We start from the raw sequence: 18,550 nt of genomic DNA, 5'->3' as shown, positions 1-18,550 counted from the left end.
GCTCACGCGATCGCCTCCTCCGGGTCGGCGGCGGGTAGGAAGCGGGCCGGCCGGCGTGGTTGGCTCATCGCGCGCACCCACGCCAGCAGGCCGATGAACGCGGCGCCGAGGACGGCCATCACGATCTGCCCGGTGGGCGTGCCGTACGGGCGGATGTACTCGGTGTTGAGCAGCCCGTAGACGAGGGTGGCGAGGGTCATCCCGGTGAGGAAACGGACCGCGAACCGGGGCTGGGTGCGTTTCGCCTCGATCTCGCGCCGGGTCGCCACCTCGGCGGACGCGGCGGCGGCGATCGCGCCGAGCACGTCGCCGAGGCGGTCGCCCCGGTCGGTCAGGTGCAGGATCAGCGCCGCCACCACCTGGTCGCAGACCGGGTCGCCGATCTCGTCGGCGAACGCGAGCAGGGCGGAACGCGCCAGCCAGCCGGCCTGGAGCCGGGCGGCGAGCAGGCGTACCTCCTCCTCGATCTCCTCGGGCGCGGTGCCGACGGTGTGGACGATCGACTGCTGCAGTCCCTGCCCGGTGGCGGAGACGTCCTTGAGCCGGCGGGTCCACTCGCCGACGGCCTCGACCCGGGCGATGGCCCGCTGCTCGGCGCGGCCCACGTTGAACAGCCACGGTGTGCCGGGCACCGCCACGGCCACCAGCAGGCCGACCACCGGCAGGCCGGTGAGCAGGAACGCCAGGGCGCCGGCCGCGAGCGCGCCGACCAGCAGCGCCTGGTGGTTGCGCCGCTCCCGTGGGGTGCCGCCCGACCCGTTCCAGAGGCGGCTCAGCCCCTGCCCGCCGCCGGGCGCGCGGCCGGGCGGCCGGTGGGTGCCCACCAGGGCCACGACCGCCAGCACGATGCCGGCCACGCAGGCGGCGCCGGAGACCACCGCGACGAGTTCGATGCCGACGGGCACGCCGATCACCGCCGCGCCAGTCGGGTCTGCCGGGGCCGTCGCCAGGCGCCGGTGCCGGCCTCGACCCACCGGGTCAGCAGCCGCGCGTCGTACCCGACCCGGAGCAACTGGTCGCGGACGCGTTCCGGCAGGTGGCGGGGGACCGCCCGGCCGTCCGGCCCGGGACCGAACACCGTGGTCGTGGTGATCCGGCCGTTGTCGCTGGCCCCGATCACCTCCTCGACGTGGGAGACGAACCGGTGCTTGCGCCCGCCGATGGCGGTCTCGTCCTCCACCGTCACGTACACGATCAGGTCCAGCGCGTTGGCGGCCATCCGGCGAGCCTGGTCCACGGTCATCTCCCGGCCGTGCGCCAGCGCCAGCTCGACGATCCGTTCGCCCACCCCGGCGGGGGTACGGGCGTGGATGGTGCACATCGAGCCGCGGCTGGTCGTCATGGCCTGGAGCATCGGGACGATCTCCCGGGACCGGACCTCACCCACGATGATCCGCAGCACGCCCATCCGCAGCGAGACGGGGATCAGGTCGGCGATGGTCACCTCGCCGGCCGGGCGGCCGTCCAGACCGCGCTCCCCGTGCCCCTCGCGGGCCTCGAAGCTCATCACCGCCCGGTGCCGCGCCTGCCGGCGGGCCGGCAGCAGCTCCCGGCTCTCCTCCAGCAGCACGTACGGCTCGTCCGGCGCGATCTCGCTCATGAGCGCGCGGATGACCGTGGTCTTCCCGGCCCCGGCGAGCCCGGCCACCATGATGTTCAGCCCGGCCCGCATGGACGCGCGGAGGAAGTCGCGCAGCAGAGGGTCGATCATCTCGTCGAGGTCGGCCCGGGAACCGGCGATGTCGTCGAGGCTCACGTCGAGCGTGTTGTGCTTGCGGATCACCGCGTACGGCCGGTGGCTGACCAGGAACACGGCGGCCAGCCGGCTGCCGTCGGGCAGTTGCAGGTCCAGTGTGGGCTTCGAGGTGGAGAGCGAGCGTTCGGTGGCCCCGGCCCGGCGGGCCGCCGCCTGGAGGATCTCGACCAGCTCGGCGTCGCTGTCGGCGATCGGCTCGCCCCAGTCGACGCCGCCGCCGTGCCGGGTGATGCGCACCTGGTCGCAGCCGAGGATGTGCACCTCCTCGATGGTGTCGTCGACCAGCAGGGTCTGGAGCCGGCCCAGCCCGACCAGCTCCGCGGTCACCTGGTCGAGCAGCAACCGTTCCTCGCCGGCCGGCATCGGCGTACCGGCCCGGCGCACCGAGTCGGCGTACTCGGCCACCACGGCGACGGCGAGCCGGGCCCGCTCGGTGTCCTCCTCGTCGACCGTGAACTCCCGCCCGCGCTGCCAGAGGGTGAGCCGTTCGGTCAACTGCCGGCGCAGGTCCCGTACCGCCTGGAAGTCGACCCGCGGGCGGGGCGGCGCCTCCGCGGCCGGCGCGGTGGCGGGCGCGGGGGGCGACCCCGGCCATGGCTGGTGCCACCCGTTCGCCGGGGGGAGCGGCGGCGCGGTGGAGGTGGGGGCGGGTTGCTGCCCCCGCGGGTCGGTGGAGACGGGTTCAAAGCGCATCCGGCACCCCCTGCCCGACGGGCCAGGCGAGCCGCGCCCGGCGCCGGTCGAGCAGCGCGCCGACCGGCACCTCCAGCGCGGCCGCCGCGCGCATCAGCGGGCGTCCGGCCCGCACGTTCCCGCCGAGGGCGAGCACCCTCGCGGTACGCGCGTCGCGCGGCAGCCGCGCGATCACCGGCAGCCGCAGCGCTCGGCTGATCTCGCCGCGCGTGTGCCCGTCGCCGACCAGCAGCAGCCGCAGGTTGCCCGGCGGCACCCGGTGCTCGGCGAAGTCCCGCTCGATCGCCTTCACGAGCGCCCGCGCGCCGGAGAGGTCGGGCAGTTCGGAGCCGGTCACCACGAGCACCACCGCCGCGGCGCGCAGCAGCGGCCAGGGCGGGTTGAGTACGTGGAGCCGGCCGCAGTCGACCAGCACGTCGTACGGGGGTGTGCCCCGCTCCAGCCCCGTGAAGAAGTCGGCGAACCGCTGCCACAGTGGCGTCACGCTGCCCGACTGGGCGGGGTCCACCACCCCGGGCAGCAGCAGCCGCTCCCGGCGGGGCGCGTCCAGGTCGACCAGTTGCGACCAGAACGCGGTCTCCAGGTTGCCGTCGCGCAGCTCGGTCACGGCCAGTTCGCCGATGCCGCGCGGACCGTCGAGCGCCCCGCCGAGGAAGCCGGCGAGGATCGAGCCGCCCGCGGGGTCGCACTCGGCGAGGACCAGCCGGCGGTGCCAGGTCAGCGCCGCGGCGAGCGCCGTGGTGGTGACGCCCGGCGAGCCCTTCGCGGAGACCAACGCGATGATCGCCATCGTCAGGCCGCCCCGGTGAGCACGACGGCGATCCGCTCCTGCGCGTTCAGCGCCACCACGGCCGGCACGTCGCGTACGGCGAGCGCGAGGTAGACCACCACCTCGTCGTCCGTGTCGGACGTGCTCGTGTCGATCACCGTCGCGGAGAACCGGGTGCCGGCCGAGCCGGCCGACCCGCTGGCGTCGTCGTCCGGCGTGCTGACGAGCAGCACCTTGTCGCCGGGGTGCAACTGCCGGGCGGGCACCTCGGCGGGGTCGAGGCCGAGCGCCACCTGCTGCTGGCCGGGGCCGAGCAGCGGGTCGTCGGTCAGCTGCGCCATCGTGAGCAGGGTGCCCGGGGTCAGCGACACGGCGGCCCGCTTGCCGACCACCTCGTCGAGCCGGGCGGCGGCCACCGGGGAGAGCCCCTGCCCGCCCGCGACCTGCACCGGCACCAGGTCGTCGGCGCTGAGCTGCCGGCCCACCTCCACGGGGCGGGCCACCGCGAGGTAGGTCCCGGTGGCGCGGACCGAGGTGACCGCGAACGCGGCGCCGAGCCCGCCGAGGGCGATGAGCAGCACGGCAAGGCCCAGCAGGCCGGGGCGCATGCGGCGCTGCCGGACCACCTTCGGCGGGTTGACCGGCGCCTCGACCGGGCCGGTCCCGTTACGCGTCGCCAGGCTCACCGTGCCACCGCCGTCCCGGTCCGTCCGTCCGTCGCGCTCATCGCGTCACCACCTGAAGTTCGTTGATCTGGATCGAGGCCGTTCCGCTGGTCCGGGTCTGCGTGATCGGGTCGCCCTCGACCCCGTCGCCGGTCCACCACCGCACCGTCCAGTGCGTGGTGGCGCTGACCGTGTAGGTGCCGGCCTTCGCGTATCCGCTGTCGTAGCCGCAGTCCGGCGACGGCTTGCCGGCGTACGGGCCGTTCACCGTGTACGGCGTGCCCGGGCCGTCGCAGGGGACCGTCTCACCGTTGCCCATGTTCCAGAGGACGCGGTCGACCTTCGCCTCGATGGAGACGGTGAGCCCCCGGTCGCTGGCGCGGGCGTGGAGCGGACCGAAGTAGTTCTTCGCGCCATCGTCCGGGTCCCGTTGGGCCCACATCCAGACCGGCAGACCCACCAGGCCCGGCCCGTTGGCGCGACGCGGTGCGACGGCGATGCGCGGTGGCAGCAGCCGGATCGAGGCGAGCGCCCGCCGGGCCAGTTCCTCCGGGTCGGGCGGGGCGCCGTAGCCGGGCGGCGGGCCGTCGAGCAGTTCCGGACGCTGGGCGCCGAGGTCACCGCCGTTGCAGGTGAGCAGGTACCACTCCTTGCCCTCGGGAGCGGGCGTCGGCGGCGACTCCAGCGGCTTCGCGTAGCAGCCGGTGCCGTTGTCGAACCAGCCGAGCAGGTCGTCGTAGCACTTCACCGGGCGGCCGTTCCACTGGCACTTCGCGGTGCCGCCGCCCCCGCCGGAGTCGCCTCCGTCGCCGTTGTCCCCGCCACCTCCCGGTCCTCCGGGCGTGCCCGGGTCGTCGTCCCAGACGCTGCAGTCGTGCTGTTCGGGCGGGCACTCGGCGCCCGGGCCGACCCGGAGGGCGGCGGTCGCCGGCGCGATGGCGGCCACGACCAGCGCGACCGTCAGGCCGAGGCCCGCGACGAGCGGGACGCGCCGGCGTGCGGTGGTCGGCAGCGGCGGACTCGCCCGGCGGGGTGCTCCGGCCCCCGGGGGTCGGGCCGGAGCACCCCTTCCTCCCCAGGTCAGCACGGCTGGTCCCGATGCGCGGCGCCGGAGTTGATCAGCCAGCGCCCGTCGGGGTAGCGGGTGGCGGTGGCGGTTGCCAGGTACCGCTTCCCGGCGCTGCCGGGCACCACCCGGCGGTCCTTGACGTAGACCAGCCGGTACCCGGTCGCGTCGAGGCAGTCCTGGATCTCCACCGTGGCCGGTACGGAGTCGAGGCTGACCGCCGTCACGGTGGGGTCCGACGTCAACGTCCCGATACGCATCGCGCCGTGCTCCTTGGTCTCCCGAATTGCCACTCGGACGCGCGTCAACAGCGGATCCGCGAGGAACCGGGACAGTTCCGGGGCGTGTGGATCGCTGCGCCGACTCGCCGTACGGGATGCGGCGAGATAGCCGGAATAGGCGTCGAGCGCGGCTTTTCTCGCGGCCTGTTCGTCGCCGTCCCGGTGCGCCGCGACGTCGCCGGCCGGCGGGGCCGGTGGCCGGACCGCCGCCTCCCCACCGCTGCCGCAGGCCGTCGTCGATGCCGCTGTCGCGGCTGTCATCAGGCAGATTGCCGCCCGGCTGAGCTGCCGTCCTCGCACCGCCGTGCCTCCTCGGTGGCGACCGGCGGCAACCTCGTCGTCGGCCGCCGGGCATGCGGAAGCGCGCCCGAATGGTCACATCCGGAGCCAGGGGAATCGCTGCCGCATTTACCGTTACGGATCTTTTACAAAAGCGAAGTTCGGTGTCGTCCCATCTTGTCGGTGAGGCTTGCGTCGCACCCAAGGGGCGAGCATAGGCTGACGTCCGCCGATGCAACAGAGGTAATTCATGCGAACACTCTGCGTGATGACAGGTGGTGGTGGCGCGGTGGCGACGCCGGAATCGGGCCGGGGCGGACGTCGAGGGGTGAGGCTCGGGCCGGGCGGGCCGCCCGGACCGGGGAGGGGCGGACGCCGCCCCGGCCGGAAGGCGGAGGCGCTTCGACCTGCTCGTGGCATCTGGCCCGATCCGTCCTGCGGCCGGTGGGGGCGCGGACCGGCGCGGGCCACGGCCGACGGCCGGTGCGGGTCGCAGCTTCGGGCGGTGCGGCGTGACGTCACTTTCCGCGCCATCCGCTACTCCGGAGCGATCGTTAAGTTACCGTCCGTGTTCGCGCTCGGCGCCTCGGGTGGCGTGGGGAGGGGGCGACCGTGGCGCTGACCGGGCCGGCCGCGCGCCGGGCGGACGAGGTGGCGGACATCAAGGCGGCGCCCCGCGCGGCGGGAGTGCTGGCGACGCTCGCCGTCGCGCCACCGCTCCGGCTCGCGGTGCTGCGGAACGCCGTACCCCCGCACGCGCCACCCCAGGCCGGCTGCTCCACCTGCGGCGCTGCCGTCGCCCTTCGGGCGCCGTGGCCGGCGCTCGGCCCGGCGGCGCGCTGCGGCCGGTGTGGAGGTCGGGTGGGTGCGCCGCCGGCCACCGTCGAGTTTGCCGTCCTCGCGGCGGCGGCCGTGCTGGTGCTGCTCGGCCCGCCCCTCGCGGAGCTGGCGGCGGTGGCCTGGTGGCTCGGCTGGGCGGTGCCGCTCTGCTTCGTCGACGTCGCGGTGCACCGGCTGCCGGACCGGTTCACCTGGCCGGCGGCGGCTGGTGTCTGGGCGCTGCTCGGGCTCGCCGCGCTGACCGGGTCGGGAGAGGGTTCCTGGGTACGCGCGGGGCTCGGTGGGCTCGGGCTGGGGCTCTTCTTCGCGGCCACCACGCTCCTGCTCGGCGCGCGGGGCTTCGGGCTGGGTGATGCCAAGCTGGCGCTCGGCGTGGGCGCGTTGCTCGCCTGGTACGGCTGGCCGGTGCTGGTGGCCGGGCTCCTGCTCGCCCTCGGGTTCGCGGCGCTGGTCAGCCTCGCGCTGCTGCTGACCCGCCGGGCCCGGTGGTCCAGCCACGTGCCGTTCGGCCCGTTCCTGGTGCTCGGCACGGTCGCCGCCCTGCTGCTGGCCGCCCGGTAGGGCGTGCCTCGGGAGCGACCGTGCCTCGGCGTCCGCGCTGGGTCAGGAGAGCGTCGCCAGGTAGGCGGCCAGGGCCCGGTACGACTCGGCGGCGCCGTCCGCCATGCCGGAGGACGCCATGCCGTCGCGCTCCTCCTTCGTGTCGAACCGGGTGACGCTGGTGACCGTCGTCCGGCCCTGCTCCTCGGTCAGCTCCAGGGTCTCCACGCACACGTGACCCGGCATGCCCTCGAACTCGAAGGTCTGCACGATCCGTTCGGGCGCCTGGATCTCCCGGTACTCACCGTGGAACGCGTACGCCTCGCCGTCGGGCGCGTGCTCGACGAACCGGTAGGTGCCGCCCGGCCGGAAGTCGACCTCGCAGTCGAGCGGGTTGCCCCGGCCCCACCAGTGCTTGAGGTGTTCGCACTTCGTGTGCGCCTCGAAGACGAGCGCGCGCGGCGCGTCGAACACGCGCACCATCTTGATTTCCAGGTCGGACGGCATGGTCACCGTCAGGTCGTCGATCATCTCACTCCTCCGGTTTCGTCTCGTCCCTCTGAAGCTGGTGCAGGTAGTCGCCGAGCCGGTCGTAGCGCTGCTCCCAGAACCGCTGGTAGTCGGCGATCCAGTCGGCCACCTCGCGCAGCGGCCCGGCGTCGAGCCGGCACGGTCGCCACTGCGCCTCCTTGCCGCGGGTGATCAGCCCGGCCCGCTCCAGCACCTTCAGGTGCTTCGAGATGGCCTGGAGGCTGATCGGGAACGGCTCGGCGAGCTGGTTGACCGTCGCCTCACCCTCCGCGAGCCGAGCCAGGATGGCTCGCCGCGTGGGATCGGCGAGGGCGCCGAACAGTTCGCTCAGCCGGTCCACCACGTCCGCCCTTCTCAACCATTCGGTTAATCAACCCGTGAGTTGAATATGCACCATGTCGGCGGGCCTGTCAACCGATTCGGCGTGGCCCGGCGCGCACGCGAACCGGGCCGGCGCGGCGAGTGCGTGCGGGACGGCTCAGCGCCGGGTCGGACCCGCGAGCGTGTCCGGGACGGGCCGGTCGGCGCCCGATCGGCGGCGCAGCACCTCCGCGGCCGGGCGCGCGAGCGCCGGGAGCAGCACCAGGACCACGACGGCACCGAGCAGTACGCCGGCCGCCACGTCGTGGGGGTAGTGCACTCCGACGAAGGTGCGGGAGAAGGCGGCGAGCGCGGCCAGCGGAAGGGCGACGAGCCCGAGCCGGCGCGACAGCAGCAGGGTGGCGACCGCCAACGCCCCGGCGATGGTGGAGTGGTTGCTCGGGAAGGACCAGTCGCCGTGCGGCGGACAGGTGCCCGCGATGATCGCCCGGGTGGCGGCCCGGCACGGCCGATCCTCGTCCACCACGGTCTTGAGCCACTCGCTGCACGCGTACGCGAGGACGACCGGCACCGGCGACACCAGCGCGAACGCCCGGTCCCGCGGTCCGCCGCGGAGCCGGACGAGGGCGGCGACCAGCAGCAGCGCACCGAGCAGCAGGATGGCCCCTTCGGTGAAGTGCGCCGCGAACCACTGCACCGGTTGCGGGCTGTCGGCCGCCACGTCGACGATGTCCTGGTACCAGTCGGCGCTGATCTCCGGTACGCCGGTCGTGCCGATCTCCACCATGACTCACCTCACCGTTCGTTCATACTCCGTTCACCTGGGAGAAAGGTACGGTTCGCCGGCATTCCACCGCCGCGTACGAAGGGCAGGACATCCACCTGACCTTCGTCCGACCCGCGTTCACCGTGGAGGTGGACGGCACCACACGACGCGACCACGGGAGGCTGCGTGCACCGCACCGCCACGGCCGGCAGTCCCGGCGCGACGGCATCCGACGGCGACGAGAGCTGGCGGATCCGGCGTACGGCGGCGGACCTGGACCGGCTCGCCGAGACCGAATCGATCTTCGCGTTGGGCAACGGCTGGGTCGGCTGGCGCGGCACCCTCGACGAGGGGAAGCCGTACGGGACGCCGGGCAGCTACCTCAACGGCTTCTACGAGCGCCGCGACGTCGCCTACCCCGAGGACGGGTACGGGTTCCCGCAGCACAGCGACACGGTGGTCAGCGCGCCGAACGCCGCGCTGATCCGGCTGTGGGTCGACGGTGAGCCGCTCGACGTGCGCACCGGCACCCTGGTCACCCACGAACGGGTGCTCGACCTGCGGGCCGGCGTGCTGCGCCGGGAGACCGTCTGGATCTCGCCGGGCGGGCACGGCGTACGCGTCCGCAGCACCCGGCTCGTCTCGCTGCCGCGACGACCGGTGGCCGCCGTGCGGTACGAGGTCGAACCGCTGGACGCGGCGGTCGAGCTGCGGATCTGCTCGGACCTGCTGGCCAACGAGCACGTGCCCGAACACTCCGACGACCCGCGCGCCGCGTCGGTGGTCCAGGATCCGCTGACCGCCGAGGCCCGCCGTTCTGCGGGACTCGACGGCGTGCTCGTGCACCGCACCCACCGCAGCGCGCAGCGCGTCGCCGTGGCGGTCGCCCACCTGGTCGACGCCCCGCCGACGGTCAGCACCGACGGCGACTGCACACCGGACCGGCTGCGGCTGACCCTCACCGGCCGGCTGGCTCCCGGCGAGCGGCTGCGGCTGACCAAGTTCGCCGCGTACGAATGCACACCCGTGGCGGGCATGCCCCCGGACGAGCTGGCCGACCTGGTCGTCGCCGAGGCCGACGCGGCACGCGCGGACGGATTCGACGCCCTGCTGGGCGCGCAGCGAGCGGTGCTGAGCGCCGCGTGGCGGACCGCCGACGTGGAACTCGACGGCGACCCCGAACTCCAGCAGGCGACCCGGTTCGCGATCTTCCACCTGCTCCAGGCGGGTCGGCCGGACGGCGACCGGACCATCCCCGCGAAGGGGCTGACCGGCAACGGCTACGACGGGCACGTGCTCTGGGACACCGAGGGCTACGTGCTGCCGGTGCTCACGTACCTGGCGCCGGCGGTCGCCCGGTCCGCGTTGCGGTGGCGCCACGCGCACCTCCCCGAGGCCCGGGAGCGGGCCGCCGAGCTGGGGCTCGCGGGCGCGACGTTCCCGTGGCGGACCATCGGCGGGCGGGAGTGCTCCGGCTACTGGCCGGCCAGCACCGCCGGGCTGCACCTGAACGCCGACATCGCCGACGCCGTCCTGCGGTACGTGGCGGCCACCGGCGATCCCGATTTCCTCGCCGAGGTGGGCACGGAACTGCTGGTGGAGACCGCGCGGCTGTGGCACGGGTTCGGCCACCGGGCGGCGGACGGCGGCTTCCACCTGTACGGCGTGACCGGCCCGGACGAGTACACCGCCCTGGTCGACGACAACGTGTTCACCAACCTCATGGCCCGGCGCAACCTGCGGGGCGCGGCGGACGCCGCCGAACGCCATCCCGACGTGGCCGCGCGCCTCGGCGTGCAGCCGGCCGAGGTGGCCGGCTGGCGGGACGCGGCCGACGCGATGGCCGTCCCGTACGACCACGAGCGGGGTGTGCACCAGCAGTCGGCCGGGTTCACGGGGCAGCCGGAGTGGGACTTCGCGGACACCGCCGAGGACGACTACCCGCTCCTGCTGCACCACCCGTACCTGGAGCTGTACCGGCGGCAGGTGGTCAAGCAGGCCGATCTGGTGCTGGCCATGCTGCGCTGCCCGGGCGAGTTCACCGCCGACGAGAAGGCCCGCAACGTCGCTTACTACCAGCCCCGGACGGTCCGCGACTCGTCCCTGTCGGCCGCGCCGGAGGCCGTGCTCGCCGCCGAGGTCGGGCACCTCGACATGGCGTACGACCTGTTCGCCGAGTCGGTCCTCCAGGATCTGGCCGACCTCGGGGACAAGACCGCCGACGGTCTGCACCTGGCCTCGCTGGCCGGCGCCTGGCTGGCGCTGGTGCAGGGCTTTGGCGGGATGCGGGACGACCGGGCGGTGCTCTCCTTCGACCCGCGGCTGCCGGACCGGATCGACCGGCTCGCGTTCCACCTGCGCTGGCACGGCCACCGGCTGCGGGTCACGCTCACCCGCGAACAGGCCCGGTACGAGCTGCCGGACGCCGGGCCGGAGGACGCCGTCGAGCTGTGGCACCACGGCGAGCGGGTCCGCGTCGGCGCGTCGCCGGTCACCCGACCGATGCCTCCGGTGCCCGATCCCGGCCCCGAGCCGCCCTGCCCGCCGGGTCGGCGGCCTCCGCGGCGCGCCGCCGGCTGACGCTCACTCCGCGGTGAGCCCGCCGTTCATCCGCTCGCGGACCTTCTCCAGCGCCTCGAAGGCGTACGCCCAGTTGTGGCACTTGAAGCTGCGCAGCCCGTCGATGGCGGTGTGGCAGTCGGCGCAGCGGACGCCGGGGATGGCGTCGGGCACCTCGGTGTTGACGTACTTCCGGTCGCCCAGGATCACCATGGCGATCATCGTCCGGTCGTGTACGCCCTTCAGCGCCGACGAGACGATGTCGTACCAGGTCAGCCGCCGGCCGCACTTGGGGCAGTCGGGATCGTCGCCGCTGACCCAGAGCGGGGCGCCGATGCTGCGCGCCGGGATGCCCAGCAGCTTCTCCAGCCGCCGGACGTCCGACTCGGGGGTGGTCCAGCGGTGCCGGCCCGGCAGCGCGGCCGGCGAGTCGTAGACGGCACGGAACAGTTCCGGATCGACCGGCACGGTCTCCCGCTGACGGGTCATCGGCGTCCTCCTCGACGGTCGGTGCCCCCACCGTGAGCCGCGCGAGTCGGGGGGTGCAGCCAGATCAACGACAGGGCCGGCCGCCGGGTCGTCCTATCCGGTGATCCGCGCGAGCGCGCGCAGCCCCGCCACGACGTCGGCGCCGGTGGGCGCGTTCTCGGGGTCGGAGAGCATCTGGATGACCACGCCGGACATCAGCGCGACCTGGACCATGCCGAGGGTGCGTACGGAGCGCTCCGACACGTCCGACTCGGGGACGCTCTCCAGGATCGCCGCCATTCCGCTGCGTCCCTGACGGATCCCGTCGGTGAGGTGGGGGAGGAGGTCGGGCTGCCGCTGTGCCTGCATGAACAGCTCCATGGAGACGAGCCACATCTTCGGGTGGGCGCGGGCCTGCGCGAGGAGGTCGTCCCACATCCGTTCGTACGCCTCGGCCGGGCTGGCGTCGGAGGCCCCGTCGGGCACGAGCGCACGGCCGGAGAGGTCACCCCACTCGTCGAGGATCGAGAACAGGGCCTGGAACAGCAGGTTCTCCCGCGAACCGAAGTGGTAGCCGATCGCCGCCATGCTGACGCCCGCCGCGGTGGCGATGTCGCGCACGGTGGTGCGGTCGAAGCCCTTGTCGAGCAGACAGGTCCGCGCCCCGGCGAGCAGGGCCTCGCGATTTCCCATGGTCGACAGGCTAGCAAGCCTCTGGATCGAACGACTTAGGCGATCGCCTTAGGCGAACGTCTTGCGCGCTTGCCCAAATCTGCCCTACGGTTCTTCCCAACGTCCCCTCCGGTCCCAGGACCAGGCAGGAGAACCACCATGAACACGTCCCTCCCACGGCGGGCCCTCGCGGCCACGCTCCTGACCGCGCTGACCGTGGCGACCGCCGGCGCGAGCGGGCCGGCGAGCGCCGCACCCGGTGGCGGCGCCGTCGTCCACACCGACAAGGGCGCGGTCCGCGGCACCGTCCACGGTGGTCTGCGGGCCTTCCAGGGCATCCCGTACGCGGCACCGCCCGGGCGCTGGACGTCACCGGAGCCCGCGGAGGCGTGGACCGGGGTCCGCGACGCCACCCGTCCGGGTCCGGCCTGCGCGCAGCCCGTCGGCCTGCCGGTCGGCGTGCCCAGCGACGACGAGGACTGCCTCTACCTGAACGTCACCACCCCGGGCCGGAAGGGCGACGACCTGCCGGTCATCGTGTGGATCCACGGCGGCAGCCTGATGTACGGCACCGGCGACATGTACGGGCCGGACCGCCTCGCCGCCGACGCGGTCGTGGTGTCGATGAACTACCGGCTCGGGATCATGTCGTTCCTCACCGACCCGGCCCTCGACGCCGGCACGGCCTACGGGTCCGGCAGCCTCGCACTGGAGGACCAGCAGGCGGCACTGCGCTGGGTACGCGCCAACGTCGACGAGTTCGGCGGCGACGCGCGCAACGTCACGATCATGGGTCAGTCCGGTGGCGGCGCCGCGGTCTGCGACCACCTCGCGTCCCCGATGTCGGCGGGTCTGTTCGACCGGGCCGTCATCCAGAGCGGCCCGTGCGTGACCGGCGGGTCCCGCACCCGTGCCGAGGCCGAGGCGGACAGCGCCGGTGTGATCGCGGCGGTCGGGTGCGCCGACGTGGCCGACGTGGCCGGGTGCCTCCGGTCGGACGAGACCACGGTCGCCGAGCTGCTGGAGGCGTACGGCCCGTGGGGCGAGCCCCGCCCGGTGTCCGGCACGGCGCTGCTGCCGCTCGACCCGGCCGAGGCGTTCCGCACAGGCCGGTTCAACCGGGTCCCCGTCCTCGTCGGGGTGAACCACGACGAGGAGAACGGCCGGTACGGCGGGCAGGAGGTGAACCCGGGCGGCGCGCCGATCCCGGCCGAGGCGTACGAGCCGATGATCCGCGACCAGTACGGCACCGACGCCGACGCCGTGTTGGCCCGCTACCCCCTCGCCGACTACGGCGACTCCGCCGGGCTGGCCCTGGCCACCGTCGCCACCGACCAGTCCTGGGCGACTCCGACGTACGACCTGGCGAAGCTGCTGTCGAGGTGGACGACGACGTACATGTTCGAGTTCGCCGAGGAGGACACGCCGTGGTTCGCGGGCTACGCGGAACCGAGCTTCCCGTGGAGGGCCCAGCACATGGCCGAGCTGGCGTACCTGTTCGACATGGACCTCTTCGCACCGCGCACCCCGGCGCAGGACCGGCTCGCCGAGCGGTTGATCGGCGCCTGGACGCGCTTCGCCGCCACGGGCGACCCGAACGGCCACGGCGACGGCGGCTGGAAGGCGTTCACGCAGCGTCGCCCGTACGTCCAGTCGCTGACCTCCGGGCGCTGGACGGCGACGGACTTTCCCCGCGACCACGAGTACGCCTTCTGGACGAGCCTCCGCTAGCTACGCACGGGTGCCCGGGACAGCGGTCCGCCGCTGTCCCGGGCACCGCCGCCGTCCCCGGCTACGCGGTCTGGCCGCGCAGCGCCTGCTCGACGGCCTCCTGCACGCGGACGTCCTCGCGCTGCTTGCGCCGCTCACGGTTGCGGCGGGACAGGAGGATCGCCGCGACCACGATCGCGATCAGCACCACGACCAGCACCGTCAGCGTCCACGGCACGGCCCAGCCGTGCGCGGTGGTCTCGACGGGCTTCAGCGGCGTGACGGAGCCCGACGCGTCGGTGAGCATGGGTGTGAGGGTCGCGGTGGCGGCCAGCCGGACCGTGGGCGCCACGTCGTGGACGGGCACCGTGACCTTCCAGCTCTCGCCCGGAAGCAGCTCCGGCGACGCCGGGATCTCGCTCGCCGAGGCCCGCAGCGACCCGAACGGGCCCGAGACCGACACCTTCTGGGTGCTCGACAGCGCGGCGTTGCCGGTGTTGTGGATCGTGTACGTGACCGTGGCGTCGCCGGTGCCGAACGGGTTGACCGTGCCGGCGTACGACACGTGCAGGTTCTCGATGGCGAGCGTCGGCTTCAGCTCACCGCCGACGCGCAGCTTGATGCGGATACCGAGGCGGCGGTCCACGTTGATGCCCTGCGCCTGGTCGGGCTGCGTCAGCGAGGTGAGGATGCCGCCCACGTAGTCGCCGGGCGTGGCGTTGTCGGGGATCGTGACGGAGAAGGGCACCTGGACGGTCTTCCCCGGCTGGACCGCCACGCTCGCGCGGTCGGCGCGTACCCAGGCGCCGACGGCCACGGACTTCGCGTCCCTGGTGACCAGGTCGAGTTGGCCGGCGTCGGTCGTGAAGCCGTCGGCGGCGTACACCGACAGGTTGAGCGGGACCGGGCCACGGTTGGCCACGACCATCGCGTCGGAGATCGTGCCGCCGGGGTTGACGGAGTAGCTGTAGCTGGACCGAGCGGCGCCGTAGCTGTTCGACGCCGTCCGGACCGTCCAGGCGACGTCGCCGCCTGCCGCGAGGGCGGGGCCGGCGCTCACGCCGGTGGCCACCACGGCGGCGAGCAGGGCCGCGGCGGCGGTACGGAGGAGGGTGGCGGTGGTGGTCTTCCAGCGCGTTGCGGGCGCGTGCATCTCGGATCCTTGAGGGAGGTGATCTTGGGAGGGTCGGAAGCAGGGGCGGGGTAGGCGCCCGAAGACGCCTACCCCGCCGGGAACGGCTCCGATCAGCTGCTCAGGGCAGTGATCGTCAGGGTGGCGCGGTAGCTACCCTTGTCGACCTCGTTCGGGAACTTCAGGTCGAGGTCGGCACCGAGCTTGGCGGTGCCCTTCGGGTGGCCCTGGTCGGCCGCACCGAGGCCGCGCGCGACGGACAGACCCTTGCCCTGGTCGTCGTACGCGGAGAGGACGGCGGCACCGGCCTCGGCGCCGGCACCGGCCTGGACCACCTGCGGCGTCCAGCCCAGGTACGAGCCGGCGATGGTCTTGTCACCGTCGCGGAAGTCGCTCACGCTGGCCGAGATCGACCACGGGGCGAGCGTGCGGCGGCTGTCCGACACGAGGATCGGGTTGATCGTGCCGGTGGCCTCGAAGTACTGGCCGTTGTGCTCCTGGGCGGTGCCCAGGTCCACGAGGCCGTTGTAACCGTCGATGGTCCAGCCGAACTCGCCCGGGGCGGCCGTCGGCACGTTGACCTGGATGTCCTGGCCGTTGCCGTGGTACGGGTGCACCGTCACCTTGTCGACGATCGAGCCGATCGGCTGACCCTCGGGGGTGTTGGTGCAGGAGAGGCCCTTCTCGACCGCCGCGTTCGGCGCCGCGCAGGTGCCGCTGCGCAGGTTCTCCAGGACCAGCTTGTCGGCCTGGACCTGCACCTTGACGTAGCTGCGGACGTGCTCCTGGTTCTGCACGGAGTTGTACCAGTAGCTGTCCGGGTTCAGCGGGTCCGGCCCGTTGCCGTGCGGGTTGGTGTCGGTCGGGTTCGGCTTCTTGATGTCGTAGTACTTCGAGCCCGAGGCCGAGTTCGCCGTCACGTAGATGACGCCTCCGGGGCCCGGGAACACCTCGGCCGCGCCGGGCTGCTCGGCCGGGTTCTCCTTCTGCCCGTTCTTGATGGAGTAGCTACGGGAGTAGCTGTGGTCGTGTCCCTGGAGGACCAGGTCGACGCCCAGCTCGGAGAAGGCGGTGGTGAAGTCCTTCCGCCGCTGCACGTTGTCGCCGTCGGTGGCGTGGGTGGCCGGCGAGTAGATGGAGTGGTGGTAGACCAGCACCTTCCACTTCGCCTCGGAGCCGTGCTTGTTGATCACGTCGGTGACGTACGCGACGTGGGCCGCGTCGCCGCCGAGGGACCCGTCCGACGGGTTGGCGTAGCTGTTGCTGTTCAGGTCGATGAACAGCACGTCCTTGTAGATGAACCAGTAGTCACCGCCGGACCGCGTCGACGGGTCCCCGTTGTAGTAGGGGGCCGACCGGTCGGTGTTCGGGGTGAAGTGGTGCTGCTCGTACGCCTTGCCACCGACGTCGTGGTTACCGATGGTGGCGACGAGCGGGTACTGGCGCAGCTGGTCGGGCGCCAGGAAGGACGTCCACATCGTCTCGTTGTTGGCGGTCTCGACGTGGTCACCGCCCGACACCAGCAGCTCGGCGTTCGGGTTGGCCCCGGTGGCGACCTTGAGGGTCTCCTCCCAGCCGGCCTGGTCCTTCAGCGTGTCGCCGGAGGACCCGATCTGCGGGTCGCCGAAGAACAGGAAGTCGTAGTTGCCCTCGAAGTCCTGCGTCTTGAACGCGTACGCCGTCGACCAGTTGCCCTCGGAGCCGACACGGTACGAGTAGGCCGTGTTCTCCTTCAGGTTGGTGATCGTGGCGTGGCGGTTGAAGCCGCCGCTGGTCGCGATGTTCGCGCCGCCCACGGCGTCGAACGTGATGGCGTCCGCCGGGAACTCGCCGTTGACGATCGCCGAGGTCGGAGCGACCTGGACCTTCTGCGCCGTGTCGGCGGAGGTGTACCAGGTGACGATCCGCTGGGTCTCGTTGGCGCCCACCCCGAGGATGATGCCGTTGTAGGTGGAGGCGTCGGCGGCGCTGGCGGCGGTCCCCAGACCGCTACCCAGGGCCAGGCCGAGGCCCAGGAGTGCCGCGGTGGCCCCGACGGCCGCGCGGCGGCGCGCAAGCCCACGGGCCTGCGCTGAGGTGCTCAATCTCATCAATTTCCGTCCTTTTCCGGATGAGAGCTGTAGCGAGAGCGACCTCAACGTTTCGCCGCTTGATGAACCGATCATGAAGCCGATCCGGCGGAATCGTTGCTCTTGCCGGAAGACCTGAGCCAACCTCAGGATCCCGACACGCGCTGGACGAACCAGATGAGGCCCATAACGGATACGCCCGCTGAAATGACGCCGGTGGCCCAGCGGCCAACCGCCGGCGCGCGGTGGCGCAGGACCATCAGCAGCGGAAACACGAGCGCGATGATGGCCAGTTGAACGACCTCGATGCCGACGTTGAACACGAGCAGCGACCAGAGCAGCGTCCACGACCACGCCTCGTCGATCCCCAGCGCGCCCGCGAAGCCCAGGCCGTGCACGAGGCCGAAGCAGAACACGACCCCGAGCCGGATCCAGCCGGCCCGGTCCAGGCTGACATGGCTGTGCCCGGGCGTCTCCAGGTCGCCGGCGTGGTCGCCGCGCCGCCAGAGCCGCCACAGGTGCCAGCCGGCCACCACGGCGATGGACAGCGCGATGATCGGCTCCACGACGGCACCGGGCACGTCGACCACGCCGAGGGCGGCGAGCATGAACGTCACCGAGTGCGCCAGGGTGAAGCTGGTGGCCGCGAGCACGATCTCCCGCAGGCGGCGGGAACCGGCGATGAGCGCCAGCAGGAACAGGATGTGGTCGATGCCGCCCAGCAGGTGCTCGGCACCGAGGCGGAAGAACTCCCAGAACCGCTGGTGCCACGACTGGGCGGTCGAGAAGGAGGGGTGGGCGGCGTCGAGCGCCGCGCTGCCCGAGCGCCCGTCGATCTCGTACGTGACGATCGTCTTGGTGCCCTTGACGTAGTCCTCGCCGTCGGGGAACAGCCCGCTCCGCACCGCGTGCGCGTCGCCGGCCTCGGGGCAGGCCCAGTCCAGCAGCAGGTTCGCGTACGGCACACCCTCGCGCTGGCCGATCGTGAACGTGCCGACCTGCGTCGGCGTGCAGTCCGCACCCTCGGAGGTGACCGAGAAGCGCTTGCGGACGTACTCGATGGTCGACCTCTGGTGGGCGTTCAGCGCCGCGGCCATGGCCGGGCCGTCGCGATCCTCGAAGGCGGGCTGGCCCTGCCGGAACAGCGGGTCGTCGTCCTCCTGGTCGGCGGCCGAGACGACGAACAGGTCGTACTCGAGTTCCAGCTTCGTCCGGACGTGGCCCGGGTCCCCGGAGCTGACGTCGGCGTACACCGTCGACGTGAACCCGTGGGCGAGCGCGGGCGCGGCGGTCAGAACGGTGATCACCGCCGCCGCGATCCCCACGGCGGCGGCAAGGGTGGTGCGTACGCGTTGCGGCATGCGAGTTTTCCTCCACTAGGCCAGTGCACGGTGCATGCCGCGGGTGAACGGGAACCGGTCGGTCGGCGAACC

General features: G+C 72.9%; 17 protein-coding genes. 3 read left to right on the top strand and 14 right to left on the bottom strand.

Going from position 1 to position 18,550, the window contains the following annotated elements:
- Positions 1-2 precede the first annotated feature (2 nt).
- The 6 genes from D7193_RS10370 to D7193_RS10345 all read right to left on the bottom strand — a co-directional run bounded on the left by D7193_RS10370 (position 3) and on the right by D7193_RS10345 (position 5,491).
- Complete coding sequence (locus tag D7193_RS10370; protein WP_120779389.1) at positions 3-950, bottom strand: type II secretion system F family protein; 948 nt, start codon at positions 948-950, stop codon at positions 3-5.
- Positions 911-2,449, bottom strand: coding sequence for a TadA family conjugal transfer-associated ATPase (locus D7193_RS10365; protein ID WP_120779049.1), 1,539 nt, complete (start codon positions 2,447-2,449; stop codon positions 911-913). Before D7193_RS10365 ends, D7193_RS10370 begins: the two co-directional genes overlap by 40 nt.
- Positions 2,439-3,239 carry a CpaE/TadZ family protein gene (locus D7193_RS10360; RefSeq protein ID WP_120779048.1) on the bottom strand — a complete coding sequence of 267 codons (801 nt, stop codon included), beginning with the start codon at positions 3,237-3,239 and terminating at the stop codon, positions 2,439-2,441. Before D7193_RS10360 ends, D7193_RS10365 begins: the two co-directional genes overlap by 11 nt.
- A 2-nt stretch (positions 3,240-3,241) precedes the next feature.
- A complete protein-coding gene (locus tag D7193_RS10355; protein ID WP_120779047.1) occupies positions 3,242-3,904 on the bottom strand; it encodes an SAF domain-containing protein in 663 nt (220 codons plus the stop codon).
- 37 nt (positions 3,905-3,941) lie between these two features.
- Positions 3,942-4,895 carry a hypothetical protein gene (locus tag D7193_RS10350; RefSeq protein ID WP_174242607.1) on the bottom strand — a complete coding sequence of 318 codons (954 nt, stop codon included), beginning with the start codon at positions 4,893-4,895 and terminating at the stop codon, positions 3,942-3,944.
- A gap of 68 nt (positions 4,896-4,963) precedes the next feature.
- Entirely contained in the window at positions 4,964-5,491 is a 528-nt protein-coding gene (locus D7193_RS10345) for a hypothetical protein (protein ID WP_241562872.1), read from the bottom strand.
- A gap of 669 nt (positions 5,492-6,160) precedes the next feature.
- On the opposite strand from D7193_RS10345, the gene D7193_RS10340 reads away from it, so the two are divergent.
- Positions 6,161-6,910, top strand: coding sequence for a prepilin peptidase (locus D7193_RS10340; protein ID WP_241562928.1), 750 nt, complete (start codon positions 6,161-6,163; stop codon positions 6,908-6,910).
- A 42-nt stretch (positions 6,911-6,952) separates the two neighbouring features.
- Here D7193_RS10340 and D7193_RS10335 read toward each other — a convergent pair whose 3' ends face one another.
- The 3 genes from D7193_RS10335 to D7193_RS10325 all read right to left on the bottom strand — a co-directional run bounded on the left by D7193_RS10335 (position 6,953) and on the right by D7193_RS10325 (position 8,528).
- Positions 6,953-7,420 (bottom strand): SRPBCC family protein, encoded by a 468-nt coding sequence (locus tag D7193_RS10335; protein ID WP_120779044.1) that lies wholly within the window; start codon positions 7,418-7,420, stop codon positions 6,953-6,955.
- Position 7,421: 1 nt separating this feature from the next.
- Positions 7,422-7,763, bottom strand: a complete 342-nt coding sequence (locus D7193_RS10330; RefSeq protein WP_206611859.1) for an ArsR/SmtB family transcription factor — start codon at positions 7,761-7,763, stop codon at positions 7,422-7,424.
- A 135-nt stretch (positions 7,764-7,898) separates the two neighbouring features.
- Entirely contained in the window at positions 7,899-8,528 is a 630-nt protein-coding gene (locus D7193_RS10325) for a phosphatase PAP2 family protein (protein WP_120779043.1), read from the bottom strand.
- 165 nt (positions 8,529-8,693) lie between these two features.
- Here D7193_RS10325 and D7193_RS10320 point away from each other — a divergent pair, with 165 nt between their 5' ends.
- Positions 8,694-11,087, top strand: coding sequence for a glycoside hydrolase family 65 protein (locus D7193_RS10320; protein ID WP_120779042.1), 2,394 nt, complete (start codon positions 8,694-8,696; stop codon positions 11,085-11,087).
- A gap of 3 nt (positions 11,088-11,090) precedes the next feature.
- Here D7193_RS10320 and D7193_RS10315 read toward each other — a convergent pair whose 3' ends face one another.
- Entirely contained in the window at positions 11,091-11,555 is a 465-nt protein-coding gene (locus D7193_RS10315) for a hypothetical protein (RefSeq protein WP_120779041.1), read from the bottom strand.
- A gap of 93 nt (positions 11,556-11,648) precedes the next feature.
- Positions 11,649-12,227 (bottom strand): TetR/AcrR family transcriptional regulator, encoded by a 579-nt coding sequence (locus D7193_RS10310; protein ID WP_120779040.1) that lies wholly within the window; start codon positions 12,225-12,227, stop codon positions 11,649-11,651.
- Between the two features lie 138 nt (positions 12,228-12,365).
- On the opposite strand from D7193_RS10310, the gene D7193_RS10305 reads away from it, so the two are divergent.
- Positions 12,366-13,937 carry a carboxylesterase/lipase family protein gene (locus tag D7193_RS10305; RefSeq protein ID WP_120779039.1) on the top strand — a complete coding sequence of 524 codons (1,572 nt, stop codon included), beginning with the start codon at positions 12,366-12,368 and terminating at the stop codon, positions 13,935-13,937.
- Between the two features lie 61 nt (positions 13,938-13,998).
- On the opposite strand, the gene D7193_RS10300 is transcribed toward D7193_RS10305, so the two are convergent.
- The 3 genes from D7193_RS10300 to D7193_RS10290 all read right to left on the bottom strand — a co-directional run bounded on the left by D7193_RS10300 (position 13,999) and on the right by D7193_RS10290 (position 18,478).
- Positions 13,999-15,069 (bottom strand): WxL protein peptidoglycan domain-containing protein, encoded by a 1,071-nt coding sequence (locus tag D7193_RS10300; protein ID WP_120779038.1) that lies wholly within the window; start codon positions 15,067-15,069, stop codon positions 13,999-14,001.
- A 92-nt stretch (positions 15,070-15,161) separates the two neighbouring features.
- The gene (locus D7193_RS10295) at positions 15,162-17,138 is read right to left on the bottom strand and encodes a purple acid phosphatase family protein (protein ID WP_120779037.1); all 1,977 of its coding nucleotides are present in this window, start codon (positions 17,136-17,138) and stop codon (positions 15,162-15,164) included.
- A 125-nt stretch (positions 17,139-17,263) separates the two neighbouring features.
- Positions 17,264-18,478 carry a HupE/UreJ family protein gene (locus tag D7193_RS10290; protein WP_120779036.1) on the bottom strand — a complete coding sequence of 405 codons (1,215 nt, stop codon included), beginning with the start codon at positions 18,476-18,478 and terminating at the stop codon, positions 17,264-17,266.
- Positions 18,479-18,550: the final 72 nt, after the last annotated feature.

The organism is Micromonospora costi, from assembly GCF_003626655.1.
Classification (GTDB): domain Bacteria; phylum Actinomycetota; class Actinomycetes; order Mycobacteriales; family Micromonosporaceae; genus Micromonospora; species Micromonospora costi.
The sequence above is the reverse complement of the archived record's forward strand: the minus strand, read 5'-3'. Positions and strand labels throughout refer to the sequence as shown.